This window comes from Citrobacter sp. Cf088 (assembly GCF_030334295.1).
Classification (GTDB): domain Bacteria; phylum Pseudomonadota; class Gammaproteobacteria; order Enterobacterales; family Enterobacteriaceae; genus Citrobacter; species Citrobacter freundii.
On record NZ_JAOWEE010000058.1, the window covers coordinates 294,254 to 313,036 of the forward strand.

At 54.9% G+C, this 18,783-nt stretch carries 17 protein-coding genes; 10 read left to right on the forward strand and 7 right to left on the reverse strand.

Annotated elements, in window-relative coordinates:
* Positions 1-2: 2 nt before the first annotated feature.
* Genes OGV71_RS24665 through hycI form a run of 6 tightly spaced genes read left to right on the forward strand, consistent with a single transcriptional unit; the run spans position 3 to position 4,842 of the window.
* Positions 3-926: a respiratory chain complex I subunit 1 family protein gene (locus tag OGV71_RS24665; protein ID WP_003037395.1), complete on the forward strand. Its 924-nt coding sequence runs from the start codon at positions 3-5 to the stop codon at positions 924-926.
* Between the two features lie 17 nt (positions 927-943).
* The gene (gene hycE, locus OGV71_RS24670) at positions 944-2,653 is read left to right on the forward strand and encodes a formate hydrogenlyase subunit HycE (protein WP_003037393.1); all 1,710 of its coding nucleotides are present in this window, start codon (positions 944-946) and stop codon (positions 2,651-2,653) included.
* 9 nt (positions 2,654-2,662) lie between these two features.
* On the forward strand, positions 2,663-3,205 hold the full coding sequence (hycF, locus tag OGV71_RS24675; RefSeq protein WP_003846595.1) for a formate hydrogenlyase subunit HycF: 543 nt from the start codon (positions 2,663-2,665) through the stop codon (positions 3,203-3,205).
* Entirely contained in the window at positions 3,205-3,972 is a 768-nt protein-coding gene (gene hycG, locus OGV71_RS24680) for a formate hydrogenlyase subunit HycG (RefSeq protein WP_003037388.1), read from the forward strand. Before hycF ends, hycG begins: the two co-directional genes overlap by 1 nt.
* The gene (locus OGV71_RS24685; protein ID WP_003037385.1) at positions 3,969-4,379 is read left to right on the forward strand and encodes a formate hydrogenlyase maturation HycH family protein; all 411 of its coding nucleotides are present in this window, start codon (positions 3,969-3,971) and stop codon (positions 4,377-4,379) included. The genes hycG and OGV71_RS24685 overlap by 4 nt, the downstream gene beginning before the upstream one ends.
* Complete coding sequence (hycI, locus tag OGV71_RS24690) at positions 4,372-4,842, forward strand: hydrogenase maturation peptidase HycI (RefSeq protein WP_003037382.1); 471 nt, start codon at positions 4,372-4,374, stop codon at positions 4,840-4,842. The genes OGV71_RS24685 and hycI overlap by 8 nt, the downstream gene beginning before the upstream one ends.
* Positions 4,843-4,898: 56 nt before the next feature.
* Here hycI and OGV71_RS24695 read toward each other — a convergent pair whose 3' ends face one another.
* From OGV71_RS24695 to ascF, 3 genes are all read right to left on the reverse strand, one after another.
* Positions 4,899-5,138, reverse strand: a complete 240-nt coding sequence (locus OGV71_RS24695) for a SymE family type I addiction module toxin (RefSeq protein WP_044699699.1) — start codon at positions 5,136-5,138, stop codon at positions 4,899-4,901.
* Positions 5,139-5,305: 167 nt separating this feature from the next.
* Positions 5,306-6,730, reverse strand: a complete 1,425-nt coding sequence (locus tag OGV71_RS24700) for a 6-phospho-beta-glucosidase (RefSeq protein ID WP_003846598.1) — start codon at positions 6,728-6,730, stop codon at positions 5,306-5,308.
* Between the two features lie 22 nt (positions 6,731-6,752).
* Positions 6,753-8,207 (reverse strand): PTS cellobiose/arbutin/salicin transporter subunit IIBC, encoded by a 1,455-nt coding sequence (gene ascF, locus OGV71_RS24705; protein ID WP_071696691.1) that lies wholly within the window; start codon positions 8,205-8,207, stop codon positions 6,753-6,755.
* 264 nt (positions 8,208-8,471) lie between these two features.
* On the opposite strand from ascF, the gene OGV71_RS24710 reads away from it, so the two are divergent.
* The 3 genes from OGV71_RS24710 (at position 8,472) to hypF (ending at position 12,560) form a co-directional block, all read left to right on the forward strand.
* Positions 8,472-9,485, forward strand: coding sequence for a LacI family DNA-binding transcriptional regulator (locus OGV71_RS24710; protein ID WP_003037371.1), 1,014 nt, complete (start codon positions 8,472-8,474; stop codon positions 9,483-9,485).
* A gap of 145 nt (positions 9,486-9,630) precedes the next feature.
* Positions 9,631-10,176, forward strand: a complete 546-nt coding sequence (hydN, locus tag OGV71_RS24715; protein ID WP_003037366.1) for an electron transport protein HydN — start codon at positions 9,631-9,633, stop codon at positions 10,174-10,176.
* Positions 10,177-10,319: 143 nt separating this feature from the next.
* Positions 10,320-12,560, forward strand: a complete 2,241-nt coding sequence (hypF, locus tag OGV71_RS24720; protein ID WP_204583325.1) for a carbamoyltransferase HypF — start codon at positions 10,320-10,322, stop codon at positions 12,558-12,560.
* A gap of 161 nt (positions 12,561-12,721) precedes the next feature.
* On the opposite strand, the gene norW is transcribed toward hypF, so the two are convergent.
* Together norW and norV are read right to left on the reverse strand one after the other, a co-directional pair.
* Positions 12,722-13,855: an NADH:flavorubredoxin reductase NorW gene (norW, locus tag OGV71_RS24725; protein WP_204583326.1), complete on the reverse strand. Its 1,134-nt coding sequence runs from the start codon at positions 13,853-13,855 to the stop codon at positions 12,722-12,724.
* Positions 13,852-15,306: an anaerobic nitric oxide reductase flavorubredoxin gene (norV, locus tag OGV71_RS24730; RefSeq protein WP_286534168.1), complete on the reverse strand. Its 1,455-nt coding sequence runs from the start codon at positions 15,304-15,306 to the stop codon at positions 13,852-13,854. The genes norW and norV overlap by 4 nt, the downstream gene beginning before the upstream one ends.
* 188 nt (positions 15,307-15,494) lie before the next feature.
* Here norV and norR point away from each other — a divergent pair, with 188 nt between their 5' ends.
* A complete protein-coding gene (norR, locus tag OGV71_RS24735; protein WP_204583328.1) occupies positions 15,495-17,015 on the forward strand; it encodes a nitric oxide reductase transcriptional regulator NorR in 1,521 nt (506 codons plus the stop codon).
* On the opposite strand, the gene gutQ is transcribed toward norR, so the two are convergent.
* Together gutQ and srlR are read right to left on the reverse strand one after the other, a co-directional pair.
* Positions 17,012-17,977 carry an arabinose-5-phosphate isomerase GutQ gene (gene gutQ / locus OGV71_RS24740; RefSeq protein WP_003037353.1) on the reverse strand — a complete coding sequence of 322 codons (966 nt, stop codon included), beginning with the start codon at positions 17,975-17,977 and terminating at the stop codon, positions 17,012-17,014. The genes norR and gutQ overlap by 4 nt on opposite strands.
* Entirely contained in the window at positions 17,970-18,743 is a 774-nt protein-coding gene (srlR, locus tag OGV71_RS24745; RefSeq protein WP_003037350.1) for a glucitol operon DNA-binding transcriptional repressor SrlR, read from the reverse strand. The genes gutQ and srlR overlap by 8 nt, the downstream gene beginning before the upstream one ends.
* Positions 18,744-18,783 lie beyond the last annotated feature (40 nt).

Consider the following 18,783-nt stretch of genomic DNA (forward strand, 5'->3'; position numbering starts at 1 on the left):
AAATGAGTGTTTTATATCCGTTAATTCAGGCGCTGGTGCTGTTTGCCGTTGCGCCGCTGCTGTCCGGCGTTACCCGCGTGGCGCGTGCGCGTTTGCACAATCGCCGCGGTCCGGGCGTTTTGCAGGAATACCGCGACATTATCAAACTGCTGGGTCGTCAGAGCATTGCGCCTGCGGATTCCAGTTGGGTCTTCCGCCTGACGCCGTTTGTGATGGTGGGCGTGATGCTGACTATCGCCACTGCGCTACCGGTAGTGACCGTTGGCTCACCGCTGCCACAACTTGGCGATCTGATCACCTTAATTTACCTGTTCGCCATTGCCCGTTTCTTCTTCTCTATCGCGGGGCTGGATACCGGTAGCCCGTTTACCGCCATTGGTGCCAGCCGTGAAGCGATGCTTGGCGTGCTGGTTGAACCTATCCTGCTGCTGGGGCTGTGGGTAGCGGCACAGGTTGCGGGTTCAACCCATATCAGCAATATCGCCGATACCATTTACCACTGGCCTGCTGCGCACAGCATCCCGCTGATTCTGGCACTGTGTGCCTGTGCTTTCGCCACCTTTATCGAAATGGGCAAACTGCCATTCGATCTGGCAGAAGCAGAGCAAGAGCTGCAGGAAGGTCCATTGACTGAATACAGCGGCAGCGGTTTTGCCGTGCTGAAATGGGGCATTAGCCTCAAGCAACTGGTCGTTCTGCAAATGTTCGTTGGTGTGTTCCTGCCGTGGGGACAGATGGAAACCTTCACCGCGGGTGGGCTGCTGCTGGCGCTGGTGATTGCCGTCGTCAAGCTGGTCCTCGGCGTGCTGGTCATCGCCCTGTTCGAAAACAGCATGGCGCGTCTGCGTTTTTGCGCCACTTCACGCGTGACCTGGGCCGGTTTTGGGTTTGCGTTTTTAGCGTTCGTCTCCTTGCTGGTGGCGTGATTTAAGAGAGTTTGAGCATGTCTGAAGAAAAATTAGGTCAACAATATCTCGCTGCGCTGCATCAGGCCTTTCCGGGCGTGGTACTAGATGAAGCCTGGCAGACCAAAGATCAGCTGACGATCACCGTCAAGGTGAACTACCTGCCGGAAGTGGTGGAGTTCCTGTACTACAAACAGGGCGGCTGGTTGTCCGTGTTGTTTGGTAACGACGAACGCCAGCTGTGCGGCCATTACGCTGTTTATTACGTGATGTCGATGGAGCAGGGCACCAAATGCTGGATAACCGTCCGCGTTGAAGTCGATGCCAACAAGCTGGAGTTCCCGTCCGTCACGCCGCGCGTTCCGGCTGCGGTCTGGGGCGAGCGCGAAGTGCGCGATATGTACGGTTTGATCCCGGTTGGTTTGCCGGATGAGCGCCGTCTGGTACTGCCCGATGACTGGCCGGACGAACTCTATCCGCTGCGTAAAGACAGCATGGATTATCGTCAGCGCCCGGCGCCGACTACCGATGCTGAAACCTACGAGTTCATCAACGAACTGGGCGACAAGAAAAATAACGTGGTGCCGATTGGCCCGTTGCACGTCACCTCCGATGAACCTGGTCACTTCCGCCTGTTCGTGGACGGCGAGAACATTATCGATGCCGACTACCGTCTGTTCTATGTCCACCGCGGCATGGAGAAACTGGCGGAAACCCGTATGGGTTACAACGAAGTGACGTTCCTGTCAGATCGCGTGTGTGGTATCTGCGGCTTTGCGCATAGCACCGCCTATACCACTTCCGTTGAGAATGCGATGGGCATCGTGGTGCCGGAACGTGCGCAGATGATCCGTGCCATTCTACTGGAAGTTGAGCGTCTGCACTCGCACCTGCTGAACCTCGGCCTGGCCTGTCACTTCACCGGTTTTGACTCCGGCTTTATGCAGTTCTTCCGTGTGCGTGAAACGTCGATGAAGATGGCGGAGATCCTCACCGGGGCACGTAAAACTTACGGTCTGAACCTGATCGGCGGTATCCGTCGTGATCTGCTGAAAGAAGATATGATCCAGACCCGTCAACTGGCGCAGCAGATGCGTCGTGACGTGCAGGAACTGGTCGATATGCTGCTCAGTACGCCGAATATGGAACAGCGTACTGTTGGTATTGGTCGTCTGGATCCGGAAATTGCCCGTGACTTCAGTAACGTCGGCCCGATGGTTCGCGCCAGCGGCCACGCGCGCGATACCCGCGCCGATCACCCATTTGTCGGCTATGGTCTGCTGCCGATGGAAGTTCATAGCGAGCAAGGCTGCGACGTTATTTCTCGTCTGAAAGTTCGTATTAATGAAGTCTACACCGCACTGAATATGATCGACTTTGGTCTGGATAACCTGCCGGGCGGCCCGCTGATGGTGGAAGGCTTTACCTACATTCCTCACCGTTTCGCACTGGGCTTTGCTGAAGCGCCGCGCGGAGATGACATTCACTGGAGCATGACCGGCGACAACCAGAAACTGTATCGCTGGCGCTGCCGTGCGGCGACCTACGCCAACTGGCCGACGCTGCGCTACATGCTGCGTGGTAATACCGTTTCCGATGCGCCGCTGATTATCGGTAGCCTCGATCCTTGCTACTCCTGTACTGACCGTATGACCGTGGTCGATGTACGTAAGAAGAAGAGCAAAGTCGTGCCGTACAAAGAACTTGAGCGCTACAGCATCGAGCGTAAAAACTCGCCGCTGAAATAAGGAATCGCCATGTTTACCTTTATCAAAAAAGTCATCAAAACCGGGGCTCCGACGTCGTCGTATCCGCTGGAGCCGATCGCGGTCGATAAAAACTTCCGTGGCAAACCGGAACATAATCCGCAGCAGTGTATTGGCTGCGCGGCCTGTGTAAATGCGTGCCCGTCGAACGCGCTGACGGTCGAAACCGATCTGGTCACCAATGAACTGGCGTGGCAGTTCAACCTCGGTCGCTGCATCTTCTGCGCCCGTTGCGAAGAAGTTTGCCCGACGGCGGCGATCAAGCTGTCGCAGGAGTATGAGCTGGCGGTGTGGAAGAAAGAGGATTTCCTGCAGCAGTCCCGCTTTGCGCTGTGTAATTGCCGCGTATGTAACCGTCCGTTTGCGGTACAAAAAGAGATTGATTACGCCATTGCGCTGCTTAAGCACAACGGTGATAGCCGCGCGGAAAACCACCGTGAAAGCTTTGAGACCTGCCCGGACTGTAAGCGCCAGAAATGCCTGGTGCCGTCTGATCGTATTGAACTGACTCGCCATATGAAAGAGGCCAGCTGATGAGCAATTTATTAGGCCCACGTGACGCCAACGGTATTCCGGTACCGATGACGGTGGATGAATCCATTGCCAGCATGAAAGCGTCGCTGCTAAAAAGCATCAAGCGTTCAGCGTACGTTTACCGTGTGGACTGCGGCGGCTGCAACGGTTGCGAAATCGAAATCTTCGCCACGCTTTCTCCGCTGTTTGACGCCGAACGTTTTGGCATCAAAGTGGTACCGTCCCCGCGTCATGCGGATATCCTGCTGTTTACCGGCGCGGTAACCCGTGCCATGCGCTCTCCGGCGCTACGCGCCTGGCAGTCTGCGCCAGACCCGAAAATTTGTATCTCTTACGGTGCTTGCGGTAACAGCGGCGGTATTTTCCACGACTTATACTGCGTATGGGGCGGCACGGACAAAATCGTACCGGTGGATGTCTATATCCCTGGCTGCCCGCCAACGCCTGCAGCCACGCTGTATGGTTTTGCCATGGCGCTGGGTCTGCTGGAACAAAAAATTCACGCGCGTGCGCCGGGTGAACTGGACGAACAGCCCGCCGAAATTCTGCATCCGGATATGGTTCAGCCGCTGCGAGTGAAGGTGGATCGCGAGGCTCGCCGTCTGGCGGGATACCGCTACGGTCGCCAGATTGCTGATGACTATATGACGCAGTTAGGGCAGGGCGAGCATCAGGTGGCGCGCTGGCTGGAGGCGGAAAACGATCCGCGTCTGACCGAGATCGTCACGCATCTTAACCATGTTGTCGAAGAGGCGCGTATCCGATGAGTGAAACGGTGGTGTTCAGTCAACTGAGCCGTAAGTTTATTGATGAGAACGATGCGACGCCCGCTGAGGCGCAGCAGGTTGTCTATTACAGCCTGGCGATTGGTCACCACCTTGGGATCATCGATTGCCTGGAAGCGGCGTTAACTTGTCCATGGGACGAATATCTGGCATGGATTGCTACCCTTGCTGAGGGAAGCGAAGCCCGCCGGAAAATGGAAGGTGTGCCGAAATACGGCGAGATCGTTATCGATTTCAACCATGTGCAAATGCTGGCACGCGCGTTTGATGATGCGCGTGCCGTACAGACCCCGCAGCAGCAGGAGTGGAGCAAGCTGATGCTTAGCATGCTGCACGACATACACCAGGAAAGCGCCATCTATCTGATGGTGAGGAGACACCGTGACTGACGTTTTATTATGTGTGGGTAACAGCATGATGGGCGATGACGGCGCGGGCCCGCTGCTGGCTGAAATGTGTGCTGCAAATCCTCAAGGCAACTGGGTTGTCATCGACGGCGGCAGTGCGCCAGAGAACGATATTGTCGCCATCCGTGAACTGCGTCCGCAACGTTTGTTGATTGTTGATGCTACCGATATGGGGCTAAACCCTGGTGAAATCCGCATTATCGATCCCGATGACATTGCCGAGATGTTCATGATGACCACCCATAACATGCCGCTGAATTACCTGGTCGATCAGCTGAAAGACGACGTTGGTGAGGTGATTTTCCTCGGCATTCAACCGGACATCGTCGGTTTTTACTACCCGATGACACAGCCGATCAAAGATGCTGTTGATACCGTCTATCAGCGATTAGCCGGTTGGGAAGGACACGGTGGATTCTCCGAGCTGGAAGCGCCAGAAGAGTAAACCGTATCAGTGCCGGATGTGAACGACATCCGGCCTGTTTTCGCAGTGTATCCTCGTCATTTAATTGCCTGTTCAATAATTAATTTCCCCTGCATCACTGATACATTCACTGCCGTACCGGTCGGAAATCCAGCTTGTTCCAGCCAGTCGCCGTTCAGCGTGAGCGAGGCGTGCCGACTGATTCGTCGCGTGTAACCCGTTTTTGGATCTTCATGGCGTTTTCTGACATAGCTGACTTTCAAGCGACGTACCGGTTTGGTGATTACCTCTGCTGATTTACCCTTTTTATCAAACATGCACGCTTCCTTGTGGTGAACGGCCAGGATTAAAAACTACTGAATAAAATGCCAGTAAAAAAGGATGAGGGCAAACCTGAAACTGGAAGGACGATTCCACATCTGGAATGTAATAAATGAAAATATGTAATTCTGCCGGAAGACTGTAATCCCCTCCGGCAGATCTGTTATGCCAGATCGGCGCCGTTGCTGGCGATCACTTTTTTGTACCACCAGAAAGATTTCTTACGGGTGCGCGCCAGCGTGCCGTTGCCCGCGTCATCGCGGTCCACATACACAAAACCGTAGCGTTTGCTCATCTCACCGGTTGAGGCAGAAACCAGATCGATACAGCCCCAGGTGGTGTAACCCATCAGGGGCACGCCATCTTCAATCGCGTCTGCCATGGCGCGAATATGTTCGCGTAAATAGCTAATGCGATAGTCGTCATTGATCTCACCATTGGCATCGATTTCATCCTTCGCTCCCAGCCCGTTCTCCACCAGAAATAGCGGTTTCTGGTAGCGGTCATACATCATATTCATGGTGATGCGCAGACCAAGCGGATCGATGCCCCAGCCCCATTCGCTGGCCGCAATATACGGATTACGCAGCGACTTCACCACGTTGGCGGCGCTGGTATTGCCGGTGTTCATTTCCGCCGAGGCGCAGCGCGATGCGTAATAGCTGAACGAGACGAAATCGACGGTGTTTTTCAGGATGTCGTCATCTTCTGGGGCTTTTTCTATGACCACGCCTTTTTCGCGAAACACGCGGGCAGAATAAGCCGGGTATGCCCCGCGCGCCTGCACGTCAATAAAGAACAGGTTTTCGCGGTCTTTTTCCAGCGCGGTCCACACATCTTCTGGTTTACAGGAATAAGGATAAAAATTACCGCCAGCCAGCATACAACCGACCTGGTTTTGCGGATTAATTTCATGGGCTATTTTAGTCGCCAGGGCGCTGGCTATCAGTTCGTGGTGAGCGGACTGATATTTCACCTGATCCTGATTTTCACCTTCTTCAAATACCAGTCCGGCGCCTGAAAAGGGGCTGTGTAGCATAATGTTGATTTCGTTGAACGTTAGCCAGTACTTCACCAGACCGTCAAAGGCCTCGAAGCAGGTACGGGCATAGCGGGTAAAGAACTCAACCATTTTGCGGTTACGCCAGGAGCCGTACTCGGTGACCAGATGCATTGGCACATCGAAGTGACACAGCGTGACTAATGGCTCAATACCGTATTTTTTACACTCGGCAAACACGCTCTGGTAAAACGCGATGCCCTCTTTATTCGGCGTCAGCTCATCGCCGTTAGGGTAGAGACGGCTCCAGGCAATGGAAGTACGAAATACCGTGAAACCCATTTCTGCCATCAGCGCGATATCTTCTTTATAGCGATGATAAAAGTCGATCGCCTGATGGCTAGGATAAAATTCGTTATCCCGCAGCGCAAAGCGCTTTTCCTGACCCAGCTTGACGGGCATCCTATGTGTGCCGTGGGGGATCATATCGACGGTAGTCAGTCCTTTGCCGCCTTCCCGGTATGCCCCTTCAGACTGGTTGGCGGCCAGTGCGCCGCCCCATAAAAATCCTTGCGGAAAAACAGACATAATTAACCTCAGTTCATACCAGTCAAATGCTGGCTCCATTAATATTGCTCGGTTGTGCGGCCTGGTTTTTTCTGGCCTGCGCGGCTGCATCTTCGACAGGGATATCTTCAAAGCCGAGAATCAGCGTTAATACAAAGGAAAGCACTACCGCCAGCGCCATCACGCCAAATACCCAAACGATGGTCATCGGATTGGCCGGATCGAAAAACTGGACGCTGGTGAACAGGCCAGGAGCTGCCATGGAGTGGCTTGCAAGTCCGGCCATTCCGGCAACGGCACCGCAGATAAAACCGCTGATAAGACTCGCAATCAGTGGTCGTTTCAGGCGGATCGCTACGCCATACAGCGCAGGTTCGGAAATCCCCGCCATGATGGCGGAGGCGGCTGCCGCTAACGCCGTCTGACGCAGTTCCGGGTTCTTGGTTTTCCATGCCACTGCCAGCGATGAACCACCTAACGACAAGTTGGCGCCGATTTCTGACGGCATCACCATGCCTTCTTTTCCGGTTTCGGCAATGGTCTGAATAATGGTTGGCGTAAAGACACGGTGCATACCGGTCATTACCAGCAGCGGCCACAGTGCGCCCATAATGGCCACCGACAGCCAGCCAAGATAGCCGTGGATGGTATAGACCAGCGCTGAAATTGCGCTACCGATCCAGATGCCGATCGGGCCAATGATGACGATGGCGAGCGGCGCGGCGATCAGCACGATTAGCATTGGTTTAAGGAAGTTTTTGGTTACCGCCGGAGTGATGCGATCGACCCAACGTTCGATGTATGACAGGCACCAGGTCATCACCAGCGCCGGGATCACCGTGTAGGTGTATTTCACTGCAGTCACCGGGATCAGGGCAAACTCAACGTGCTCACCCTGCGCAGCCTTCGCCATCAAATCGATGAAGCTGGGATGCACCAGTACGCCCGCGATGGCGATTGCCAGCGACATGTTGGTTTTGAATTTGATAGCGGCCGACGCGGCGACCATCAGCGGCAGGAAGAAAAATGCGCCGTCACCGATAACGGTCAGAATGGTGAGCGTGGACGATCCTTTCTCCAGCACGCCGGTCATTTCGAGGATCATTGCCAGCAGCTTGAGCATTGATCCGCCGATAATTGCCGGGATCAACGGCGACATGGTGCCGATCAGCGCGTCGAGGATCCCCGCGCCAATCCGCTTCAGCGTCAGTCGGGGTTTGGTTTGCGGCTCAGCAGGCTGCATATTGGCAGGTAACAGGCTGACCACTTCGCGATACGCCTGCGAAACGGTGTTGCCGATGATCACCTGGCACTGGTTATCGCTACGCACCACGCCAAGTACGCCAGAAAGCGTCTTCAGCGTCGCGCTGTCGACTTGCGAGTCATCTTTGATAACGAAACGCAAACGGGTCATACAGTGGGTCACTGCTGTGATGTTGTCGACGCCTCCCAGAGCCGTCACAACGGAGCGCGCCAGCGCTGCATAATTCTTGGACATCGGATTTAATCCTGTTTTATCAGTAGGGTACGTTATGTTTTATCCGTTTACGTTGGGTCGCTTTTCTGGGTTATGAAACGCAGATAGGAAACCGGTTCCACAAAATCATGTTTAAAATATGAGTAATGAGCAAGATTTAATTTTGATTATTTTTTGTAATTGTGACTCCAATCACCAGATATCAGCGTCTGCGATTTAGCAGCAAGGACAGCGGCGAAACGGTGCAGTACACTGCGTCACATTGAGAGAATAGGGATGAGTAATATGACCACGATGCTGGAGGTGGCGAAGCGTGCCGGGGTGTCGAAAGCGACAGTTTCCCGGGTGCTTTCCGGAAACGGCTATGTCAGCCAGGAGACCAAAGACCGCGTGTTTCAGGCCATTGAAGAGAGTGGTTACCGCCCAAACTTGCTGGCGCGCAGTCTGGCGGCGAAAACCACGCAGACGCTGGGCCTGGTGGTAACAAATACCCTTTATCACGGCGTCTATTTCAGCGAGCTGCTGTTTCATACCGCGCGGATGGCGGAAGATAAAGGACGCCAGTTGTTGCTGGCTGACGGTAAGCACAGCGCTGAGGAAGAGCGTCAGGCGATCCAGTACCTGCTCGACCTGCGCTGTGACGCGATTATGATTTATCCGCGTTTTCTCAGCGTGGATGAGATAGACGATATCATCGATGCCCACAGCCAGCCGATTATGGTGCTTAATCGACGCCTGCGGAAAAACAGTAGCCACAGCGTATGGTGTGATCAAAAGCAGACCAGCTTTAACGCCGTTACTCAGCTCATTGCCGCCGGGCATAAAGAGATTGGTTTTATTACCGGCTCGATGGATTCTCCAACCGGCGTGGAGCGACTTTCAGGTTATAAAGACGCGCTGGCACATCAAGGTATCGCGCTAAATAATGATCTGATTGTTAAAGGGAAATGGACGCCAGCCTGCGGCGCAGCGGGTGTGGATACTTTGCTTTCGCGCAAGGTCAATTTTACCGCGCTGGTGGCTAGTAATGACGATATGGCGATCGGCGCGATGAAGCAGTTGCACGAGCATGGCGTGAGCGTTCCTGCACAGGTGTCGGTGATTGGCTTTGATGATATCGCCCTCGCGGCATACACTATTCCGGCGCTTTCCAGCGTTAAAATTCCGGTAACAGAAATGATTCAGGAAACGATTGGGCGCCTGATCTTTATGTTGGGTGACGGGGCGTTTACGCCGCCAAAGACTTTCACCGGTGAACTCATCCAGCGCGACTCAGTTGCGCCGCCCGCTTCGCGCTGACGGCTGTCATTTGTCATCGTCACTAGTGACGATGACACGCTCTTCTTGCGTTCTTCAAAATAAAATCCCTTTAATAACAGTATGTTAAATTCTGGCACGATTTATGAATGCTTCGGCAGATATTCTGTCATTGCTGGAGAAATTGATGAACCGTTTCATCATTGCAGACGCCAATAAATGCATTGGTTGCCGTACCTGTGAAGTGGCCTGCGTGGTATCCCATCAGGATAACCAGGACTGCGCATCGCTGACCCCTGAAACTTTTTTACCCCGCATTCACGTCATCAAAGGCGTTAATGTCTCCACGGCGACGCTGTGCCGCCAGTGTGAAGACGCGCCGTGCGCTAACGTCTGCCCGAACGGTGCGATCAGCCGTGATAAAGGTTTTGTTCACGTAATGCAGGAACGCTGCATTGGCTGTAAAACTTGCGTTGTGGCTTGTCCTTACGGCGCAATGGAAGTAGTCGTGCGTCCGGTTGTGCGTAACAGCGGCGCGGGTCTGAACGTCCGTGCAGAAAAAGCTGAAGCCAATAAGTGCGACCTGTGCCACCATCGCGAGGCCGGTCCTGCCTGTATGGAAGTGTGCCCGACTCACGCGCTGATTTATGTCGATCGCAATAAGCTTGAGCAACTTAGTGCGGAAAAACGCCGTCGCGCGGCGCTGGATTCCACCGCATCTTTGCTGTTCTGATATCTGAAAATCCGCGTAAAATACGGTAGTACTTATGCCGGATGGCGGCTTCGCCTTATCCGGCCTACTGTTTGCATCCCCGTAGGCCTGATAAGCATCGCGCCATCAGGCTAACCGGGATTGATGACTGCGGGAATAATCTAATGACAATAAACACCCTCTCCGGCGTACAGTTGCGTATTCGCGGCAAAGTACAGGGCGTCGGATTTCGCCCCTACGTCTGGCAACTGGCGCAGCGGTTACAACTGCATGGCGATGTGTGTAACGACGGTGATGGTGTGGTTGTGCGTTTACAGGAAGATCCGGCGGAATTTATTGCGCAGTTACATCAACACTGCCCACCGCTGGCGCGCATTGACAGCGTTGAGAGCGAAGCAATCGCCTGGACGCAGCAGCCTGCCGATTTCTCGATTCGTCAAAGTGCTGGCGGTACGATGAATACGCAAATCGTTCCGGATGCCGCGACTTGTCCCGAATGCCTTGTTGAAATGAATACCCCCGGCGAACGTCGCTACCGATACCCCTTTATCAACTGCACCCACTGTGGTCCACGCTTTACGATTATCCGCGCCATGCCCTATGACCGCCCGTTCACCGTGATGGCGTCGTTCCCACTCTGTGCGCAATGCGACAAAGAGTATCGTGACCCGTATGATCGTCGCTTCCATGCCCAGCCCGTTGCCTGTCCGGCGTGCGGCCCTCATCTTGAGTGGTTCAGCACGGATGAGCGGGCGGAGAAAGAAGAGGCGCTGCAGGCGGCGGTATCGCGACTGAAAGCCGGCGGTATTGTGGCGGTTAAAGGCATTGGTGGGTTTCATCTGGTGTGCGATGCGCGCAATGATGACGCCGTCGCGCTGCTCAGGCTGCGTAAACACCGTCCGGCGAAACCGCTGGCGGTAATGCTGCCAGGTGATGACGGACTGCCTGAACCCGCGCGTCGTTTACTCACAACCCCCGCCGCACCGATCGTGCTGGTGCAGAAACGCTATGTCGCTGCATTGAGCGAGGGCATTGCGCCAGGGTTAACGGAGGTTGGAGTTATGCTGCCCGCGAATCCGTTGCAGCATTTGCTCTTACAAGAGATGAATTGTCCACTGGTGATGACCTCCGGCAACCTCAGCGGCAGGCCTCCGGCCATTACCAACGCCCAGGCGCTGGAAGATTTAAGTGCGATTGCTGATGGTTTCCTGCTGCATAACCGCGAAATTGTGCAGCGGATGGATGACTCCGTGGTGCGTGACAGTGGGGAAATGCTGCGTCGTTCCCGGGGTTACGTGCCGGATGCGGTCGCGCTGCCGCCAGGATTTCGCGACGTGCCGCCGATGCTGTGCTTAGGCGCGGATCTGAAAAATACCTTCTGCCTGGTGCGTGGCGAACAGGCGGTTATCAGCCAGCATTTAGGCGATCTCAGCGATGACGGCATTCAGCAGCAGTGGCGTGATGCGCTACGCCTGATCCAGAATATTTATGATTTTACGCCACAGCGTATCGTGCATGATGCCCACCCTGGCTATGTTTCCAGCCAGTGGGCCAGCGAAATGAATCTGCCAACCGAAACGGTATTGCATCACCATGCTCATGCCGCTGCATGTCTTGCCGAGCACGGCTGGCCGCTCGATGGCGGCGATGTGATTGCTCTGACGCTGGACGGTATCGGCATGGGGGAAAATGGCGAGCTGTGGGGCGGCGAATGTCTGCGGGTCAACTATCGTGAATGCGAACACCTTGGCGGCTTACCGGCGGTAGCGCTGGCGGGCGGCGATTTAGCGGCAAAACAGCCATGGCGCAATCTGCTCGCGCAGTGCCTGCGTTTTGTTCCTGACTGGCAGCGTTACCCAGAAACATCGGGGCTACAGCATCAAAACTGGAACGTACTGGCGCGCGCCATCGAGCGGGGAATCAATGCCCCGCTGGCATCGTCGTGCGGACGACTGTTTGATGCGGTTGCCGCCGCGTTGCATTGTGCGCCGGAATCGTTGAGTTATGAAGGTGAGGCGGCCTGTGCGCTGGAGGCGCTGGCATCGCAGTGTGCAGGTGTTGATCACCCTGTTACGGTGCCGCTTAATGGCAATCAACTGGACTTAGCAATTTTTTGGCAGCAATGGCTGACCTGGCAGACCGCCCCTGCAGAAAGAGCGTGGGCGTTTCACGACGCGCTGGCGTGTGGTTTTGCCACGCTGATGCGTGAGCAGGCCGAAGCGCGCGGAATTAAAACGTTAGTATTCAGTGGTGGCGTGATGCATAACCGCTTGCTGTCATCCCGGCTGGCGATTTATCTGCGTGATTTTACCTTACTGTTCCCGCAGCGTTTACCGGCGGGCGACGGCGGGTTGTCATTGGGGCAGGGCGTGATTGCCGCGGCGCGGGTGTTGATGCAAAAATAAAAAAAGCCCCGGGACTGGCGGGGCAAGAAAAACATGTCGGGGCATACCGACAAGTGGCAACGCACATCCATGTGTGTGAGGTTAATAAATCAGTAGCAGCGTTGCCGGGCAAAGTCATAGGCCGGATAAGACGCGAAGCGGCGCCATCCGGCATCACAGACTTACACGGGCAACGTTTTCAGCAGCGCAAAGGCCTCTTTCATGCGGTCTTCACTGACGACAAACGCACACAGCTGGCCTTCATCGTTCATCCCTCTGGCGACCATTCCCTGTGCTTCGGCGGCGATGTGCCAGTTCAGATCGCGGCGCTGGGTTTCCCCGGCCAAATGTAAAGGCAGTTCTGGCGTTTTGACTTTTACCAGCATGGCTGGCAGTTTCAATGGCGCATTGCCGCCGAGCAGGTTTTTCGCCAGATACATGGCGCTCAGCTGAATCGGCTGCAGGAACGGGAGCACCTGACCGTTAATCTCTGCACAGTCGCCGAGAGCATAAATGTCCGGGTGGCTGGTTTGCAGGTAGCTGTCGACGCAGACACCACGATTGATGTTCAATCCGGCGCGACGCGCCAGTGCGGTTTCCGGGCGCAGGCCGGTGGCGGCAATCACCGCATCGACTTCTACGTTGCGGCTACGATCGAGCGTGGCGCGAATACCGGTGCTGGTTTTCTCCAGACTCTGAAGCTGTGATTTCAGCAGCAGGTGTACGCCCATATCGGTCAGACGATGCTGTAAGCGACTGCTGACTTCCGGCGGCATCAGCGAAGCCAGAATGCTGGCGGCGTTGTCGATAAGCGTTACCGCTTTACCGGCACGACAAAAATCCATCGCCAGTTCACTACCAATCAAGCCGCCGCCGACAATCAGCACCCGCTGGGCGTCACGCAGATGCGTTTCACAAGCGCGATACTCTTGTTGGCTGTTCAACGTGAGCATTAACTCACGTCCGGTAACCGGTGGTACAAAGGCTGAAGCGCCCGTCGCCAGCACCAGCTTGTCGTACTGCCACTGCTTGTCCTGACTTTTCACTACGTGGGCATCGGCGTTGATGTCGGTTACCCAGGTATGTGGGAACAGGCGCAAATTAAACTGTTCGGCAAACTCCCCCGCCGACTGGCGGGTGAGGTCGTCTGCACGCTGCGACTGACTGATAACATGGCTGAGATCGGGCTTGTTGTACTCATCCATGCTGTCCGCGGCAATCAAGGTCAGCGGAACATTCGCATCCTGCTTACGGATATTTTTGACTAACTGGCGGGCGGCGAAGCCCGAACCAATGATGACAATGCCGTGACTCATTTTGCTTCCGTTGCCAGTACGTCGAAGACGTCTTTACCTAGTGAGCATTCCGGGCACAGGAAGTTGTCCGGAACTTCGCTCCATGGCGTACCCGGTGCAACGTCCTGCAACGGTTCGCCTTTCGCCGGATCGTAAATCCACTGGCACACGCTGCACTGCATGCTTGGACCAAGATCGGCGGCAGCCGCAGCCGCAGCGGCACATGCACCGGCTTCTTCCTGGGCGACGGCTTTCACGGTTGTTTCCGGCAATGGAGCCAGCGCCCACTGACGCGCGATTTCACGGCCGTGCTGGCGGCACAGTTCCAGTGCATCCAGGTCCGGACGCCATTTCGCTTTCAGGCTCAGTGACATCTCGAAACCTGCATCCTGCAAACGCGTGGACAAACGGTCTACTGCACCGCCGCTCCAGCCGTGTGAACCAAAGGCGCTGGCACGCTTGTTACGAAAACGCAGGCCGGTCATCTCTTCCACCAGACCGGCGATTTTCGGCATCATCACGTTGTTCATTGTGGAAGTCCCGACCAGCACGCCTTTAGAGCGGAAGACGTTGGTCAAAACTTCGTTTTTGTCGCTGCGGGCGACGTTAAAGATTTTTACCGCCACGTTCGGGTCGACTTCGTTGATGCCCTGGGCAATCGCGTCCGCCATCATGCGGGTGTTGTTGGACATGGTGTCGTAGAAAATGGTGATGCGGTCTTCCTGATAATCCGCCGCCCATTTCAGGTACAGCTCAACGATTTGTGTCGGGTTGTCGCGCCATACCACGCCATGGGAAGTGGCAATCATATCGACCGGCAGGTTGAAGCCGAGGATCTCAGTAATTTTCGGTGTAACCAGACGGCTGAATGGCGTCAGGATGTTGGCGTAGTAACGCTGGCACTGTTCGAACAGTTCAGTCTGGTCAACTTCGTCGTTAAACAGACGTTCGTCGCAGTAGTGCTGACCGAAGGCGTCGTTACTGAACAGCACCGCATCGCCGGTCATGTAGGTCATCATACTGTCCGGCCAGTGCAGCATCGGCGTTTCAACGAAGATCAGCTGCTTGCCGTTACCAATGTCCAGCGAATCACCGGTTTTCACTACGTTAAAGTTCCATTCCGGGTGATGGTGGTGCCCGTTGATAGAGTCAATGGCGTTGGCGGTGCAGTAAATCGGCGTGTCCGGGATGCAGGACATCAGCTCGGTCAGCGCCCCGGCATGGTCTTCTTCAGCGTGGTTAATGATGATGTAGTCGATATCCGCGAGGTCAATTTCACTGCGCAGGTTCTGCACGAATTCACGACTAAACTTGTGGTCTACTGTATCAATCAGAACATTTTTTTCTTCACGGATGAGATAGCTGTTGTAGCTGCTGCCGCGCAGCGTTTTGTATTCAGTTCCGTGGAAATCACGCACTTCCCAGTCACGTTGGCCAACCCAATGAATGTTATTTTTAACCAGAATAGACATAACAACCTCAATTAATTCAGCGTTTTTCAAAAAAGATGTTTTGCTAATTGCAGGTTGCGTGCCAACTTTTTATTTGTTTGATTTTAAAGGATTAGTTGTTTAACCACCTATAAGGTGGTAGTCAAAATGACTATATGTTTTATTGTCAATATGACAATATGAATTGTCAAAATGACAATGAGGTAGCCATGAGCTTTTCCGTAGACGTGCTGGCGGGGATCGCCATTGAATTACAAAGCGGTATTGGGCATCAGGACCGTTTTCAACGACTGATAACCACCTTGCGTCAGGTGCTGGAGTGCGACGCGTCGGCACTGCTGCGCTACGAGTCGCGACAGTTTATTCCGCTGGCGATCGATGGGCTGGCGCAGGATGTTCTCGGCAGACGCTTTACTCTGGAAGGGCATCCGCGTCTGGAGGCGATTGCCCGCGCCGGGGACGTGGTTCGTTTCCCTGCCGACAGCGATTTGCCAGATCCGTATGATGGTCTGATTCCGGGGCAGGAGAGTCTGAAGGTGCATGCCTGTATTGGGCTGCCGTTGTTCGCCGGTCAAAATTTGATTGGTGCGTTAACCCTGGATGGCATGGAGCCTGATCAGTTCGATGTTTTCAGCGATGAGGAGCTTAGGCTGATTGCCGCGCTGGCGGCTGGCGCATTGAGCAATGCGTTGCTGATTGAACAGCTGGAAAGCCAGAATATGCTGCCAGGTTCGTCGACGGCTTTCGAGCAGGTGACGGAAACCCAGATGATTGGCCTGTCGCCCAATATGATGCAGTTGAAAAAAGAGATTGAGATTGTGGCGGGGTCCGATCTCAACGTGCTGATTAGCGGCGAAACAGGGACCGGGAAGGAGCTGGTGGCTAAAGCTATCCATGAAGGTTCACCGCGCGCGGTGAATCCACTGGTGTATCTGAACTGCGCGGCGTTGCCGGAAAGCGTTGCCGAAAGCGAACTGTTTGGTCACGTAAAAGGCGCGTTTACCGGGGCTATCAGCAATCGTAGCGGTAAGTTTGAAATGGCCGACAATGGAACGCTATTTCTCGACGAGATAGGCGAACTCTCGCTGGCGCTACAGGCTAAGCTGCTGCGCGTATTGCAGTACGGTGATATTCAGCGCGTGGGTGACGATCGCAGCTTGCGCGTGGATGTGCGAGTGCTGGCGGCGACGAACCGTGATTTACGCGAAGAGGTGTTGGCCGGTAATTTCCGTGCGGATTTGTTCCACCGGCTGAGCGTCTTTCCCCTTTCGGTACCGCCTCTTCGTGAACGCGGTGAAGACGTGGTGCTGCTGGCAGGCTATTTTTGCGAGCAATGTCGGCTGCGGCTGGGACTGTCCCGCGTGGTGTTAAGCCCCGGTGCGCGTAGTCATCTGTTGAGCTACGCCTGGCCCGGGAATGTGCGCGAGCTGGAACATGCCATTCACCGCGCGGTGGTTCTGGCAAGGGCGACCAGAGCAGGGGATGAAGTGGTGCTGGAGGCGCAGCATTTTGCCCTGCAGGATGAAGCGACAGTAACACCGGCGGCGGAAGTTGTTGCGGAGATCCCACAGCATCACAACCTGCGTGAAGCAACAGCGTCGTTCCAGCGGGAGATGATCCGCCGGGCGCTGGCACAAAATAACCATAGTTGGGCGGCAAGTGCGCGGGCGCTGGAAACAGACGTCGCCAACCTGCACCGGCTGGCGAAGCGTCTGGGGTTGAAGGATTAGATAATACCGGCCTGATAGAAATCCTGCAGGTTGATAGCACCGGTGAGTTTACCGTTTTCATCGACCACCGGTGCGGCAGTGATTTTGCGCTTCATCAGGATCTCTTTGGCGTCAATCGCGCGGCTCTGCGCCTGCAGTGTAATGCCATTCTGGGTCATTGCTTCGCTAACCTGAGTGGTGAGCGCTCCGCCGCCAACCAGCCAGCGGCGCAGGTCGCCGTCGGTAAAGACCCCTTTCACCAGTGACTGGTCGTCGCAGACAGCGACCAGGCCAAGACCCGTGCGGCTGAGCTCCAGCATCGCGTCCATGACGCTGGTGGTAAGCGTCACCTGCGGGATGGCATCGTCACGGCGCATCAGATGATGCACTTTATTTAACAGACGAGCGCCCAGCGCACCTGCCGGATGCGAGCGGGCAAAATCTTCCTCGTTAAAGCCGCGCGCCTGCATTACGGCGATTGCCAGCGCATCGCCCATCATCAACGTATTTACGGTACTGGACGTCGGTGCCAGGCGCATCGGACAGGCTTCGCGCTCAACGGAAATATCCAGCACGGCTTTGGCGGCCAGGCCCAACGGTGAGGTCGGTTTTCCGGTCATTGCCAGCAGGGCGACGGATTTGTCTTCCAGGCGCGGAATGATGAGATCCAGCTCTTTCGCACCGCCGGAGTAGGAGATAAACAGCATGACATCACGGCTTTCGATCATCCCTAAGTCACCGTGCAGCGCTTCCGCCGGATGCACAAAAAAGGCAGGCGTGCCGGTACTGGCGAGGGTCGCCGCAATTTTTTTGCCAATATGACCTGATTTACCAATACCGGAGACAATGACTTTGCCTTCACAGTGGATGATAGTATTGGCGGCGCGGACAAAATCATCGCCCAGTCGCTCAGGCAAACGGCTGGCTTCCTGTAGTTCCAGCATTAACGTCTGACGGCCCGCGTTCAGTAGTGCATCACTCATTGGTTTCTCCGGTTATGATCACTTCAATCCCTTTTGCTTCCAGCGCCTGACGAAATGCAGGGTCGATACCTGCATCGGTAATCAGCTTGTCGACGCTTTCCAGACTGCATACAACATTAGGGCTTTTGCGCCCAAATTTTGACGAGTCAGCCATCAGAATCACTTCGCGAGCGGCATTACACATCGCTTTACTGACGCTAAACACCTCATTAAAAGTGGTCACGCCGGCATTGAGGTCAATGCCGTCGGTGCCCATGAAGAGTTTATCAAAGCTGAACTGCTCAAAGGCGTTTTCTGCCAGCTGACCGTGAAATGACGCAGATTTTTTGCGAAAGGTCCCGCCCGGCATCAGGATGGTTTGCTCGTTGTCCAGCTCCGAAAGGGCGTTAACAATGTGCAGACTGTTGGTCATGACGGTGATATTGCTAAAGCGCGTGAGCATCGGCACCATCTGCAGTACGGTGCTGCCCGCATCCAGGATAATAGAGTCTCCATCGTGTATAAAACGGACGGCAGCTTCGGCAATCTGCTCTTTTTTATGCGTATTAATTAGCGTTTTGTGATCGATTGGCGGATCGGATTCGTCTTTATTTAATACCACGCCGCCATAGGTACGAATGACGGTTCCGGCGTTCTCCAGAATGACCAGGTCTTTGCGAATGGTCGTGCCAGTCGTGTCAAAGTAGTGGGCCAGTTCTTCAACCGAGCATTTTCCCTGCTTTTGCAGGTGCTCCAATATGGCAGCCTGACGCTGACGAGGTTTCATAGGCGTGATTACCCTGACTTATGTATTTACCCGTCATACT

Coding starts and splice junctions, on each gene's coding strand:
- OGV71_RS24665 (WP_003037395.1), top strand. CDS start 3: ATGAGTGTTTTATATCCGTTAATTCAGGCGCTGGTGCTGTTTGCCGTT.
- hycE (WP_003037393.1), top strand. CDS start 944: ATGTCTGAAGAAAAATTAGGTCAACAATATCTCGCTGCGCTGCATCAG.
- hycF (WP_003846595.1), top strand. CDS start 2,663: ATGTTTACCTTTATCAAAAAAGTCATCAAAACCGGGGCTCCGACGTCG.
- hycG (WP_003037388.1), top strand. CDS start 3,205: ATGAGCAATTTATTAGGCCCACGTGACGCCAACGGTATTCCGGTACCG.
- OGV71_RS24685 (WP_003037385.1), top strand. CDS start 3,969: ATGAGTGAAACGGTGGTGTTCAGTCAACTGAGCCGTAAGTTTATTGAT.
- OGV71_RS24695 (WP_044699699.1), bottom strand. CDS start 5,138: ATGTTTGATAAAAAGGGTAAATCAGCAGAGGTAATCACCAAACCGGTA.
- OGV71_RS24700 (WP_003846598.1), bottom strand. CDS start 6,730: ATGTCTGTTTTTCCGCAAGGATTTTTATGGGGCGGCGCACTGGCCGCC.
- ascF (WP_071696691.1), bottom strand. CDS start 8,207: ATGTCCAAGAATTATGCAGCGCTGGCGCGCTCCGTTGTGACGGCTCTG.
- OGV71_RS24710 (WP_003037371.1), top strand. CDS start 8,472: ATGACCACGATGCTGGAGGTGGCGAAGCGTGCCGGGGTGTCGAAAGCG.
- hydN (WP_003037366.1), top strand. CDS start 9,631: ATGAACCGTTTCATCATTGCAGACGCCAATAAATGCATTGGTTGCCGT.
- hypF (WP_204583325.1), top strand. CDS start 10,320: ATGACAATAAACACCCTCTCCGGCGTACAGTTGCGTATTCGCGGCAAA.
- norW (WP_204583326.1), bottom strand. CDS start 13,855: ATGAGTCACGGCATTGTCATCATTGGTTCGGGCTTCGCCGCCCGCCAG.
- norV (WP_286534168.1), bottom strand. CDS start 15,306: ATGTCTATTCTGGTTAAAAATAACATTCATTGGGTTGGCCAACGTGAC.
- norR (WP_204583328.1), top strand. CDS start 15,495: ATGAGCTTTTCCGTAGACGTGCTGGCGGGGATCGCCATTGAATTACAA.
- gutQ (WP_003037353.1), bottom strand. CDS start 17,977: ATGAGTGATGCACTACTGAACGCGGGCCGTCAGACGTTAATGCTGGAA.
- srlR (WP_003037350.1), bottom strand. CDS start 18,743: ATGAAACCTCGTCAGCGTCAGGCTGCCATATTGGAGCACCTGCAAAAG.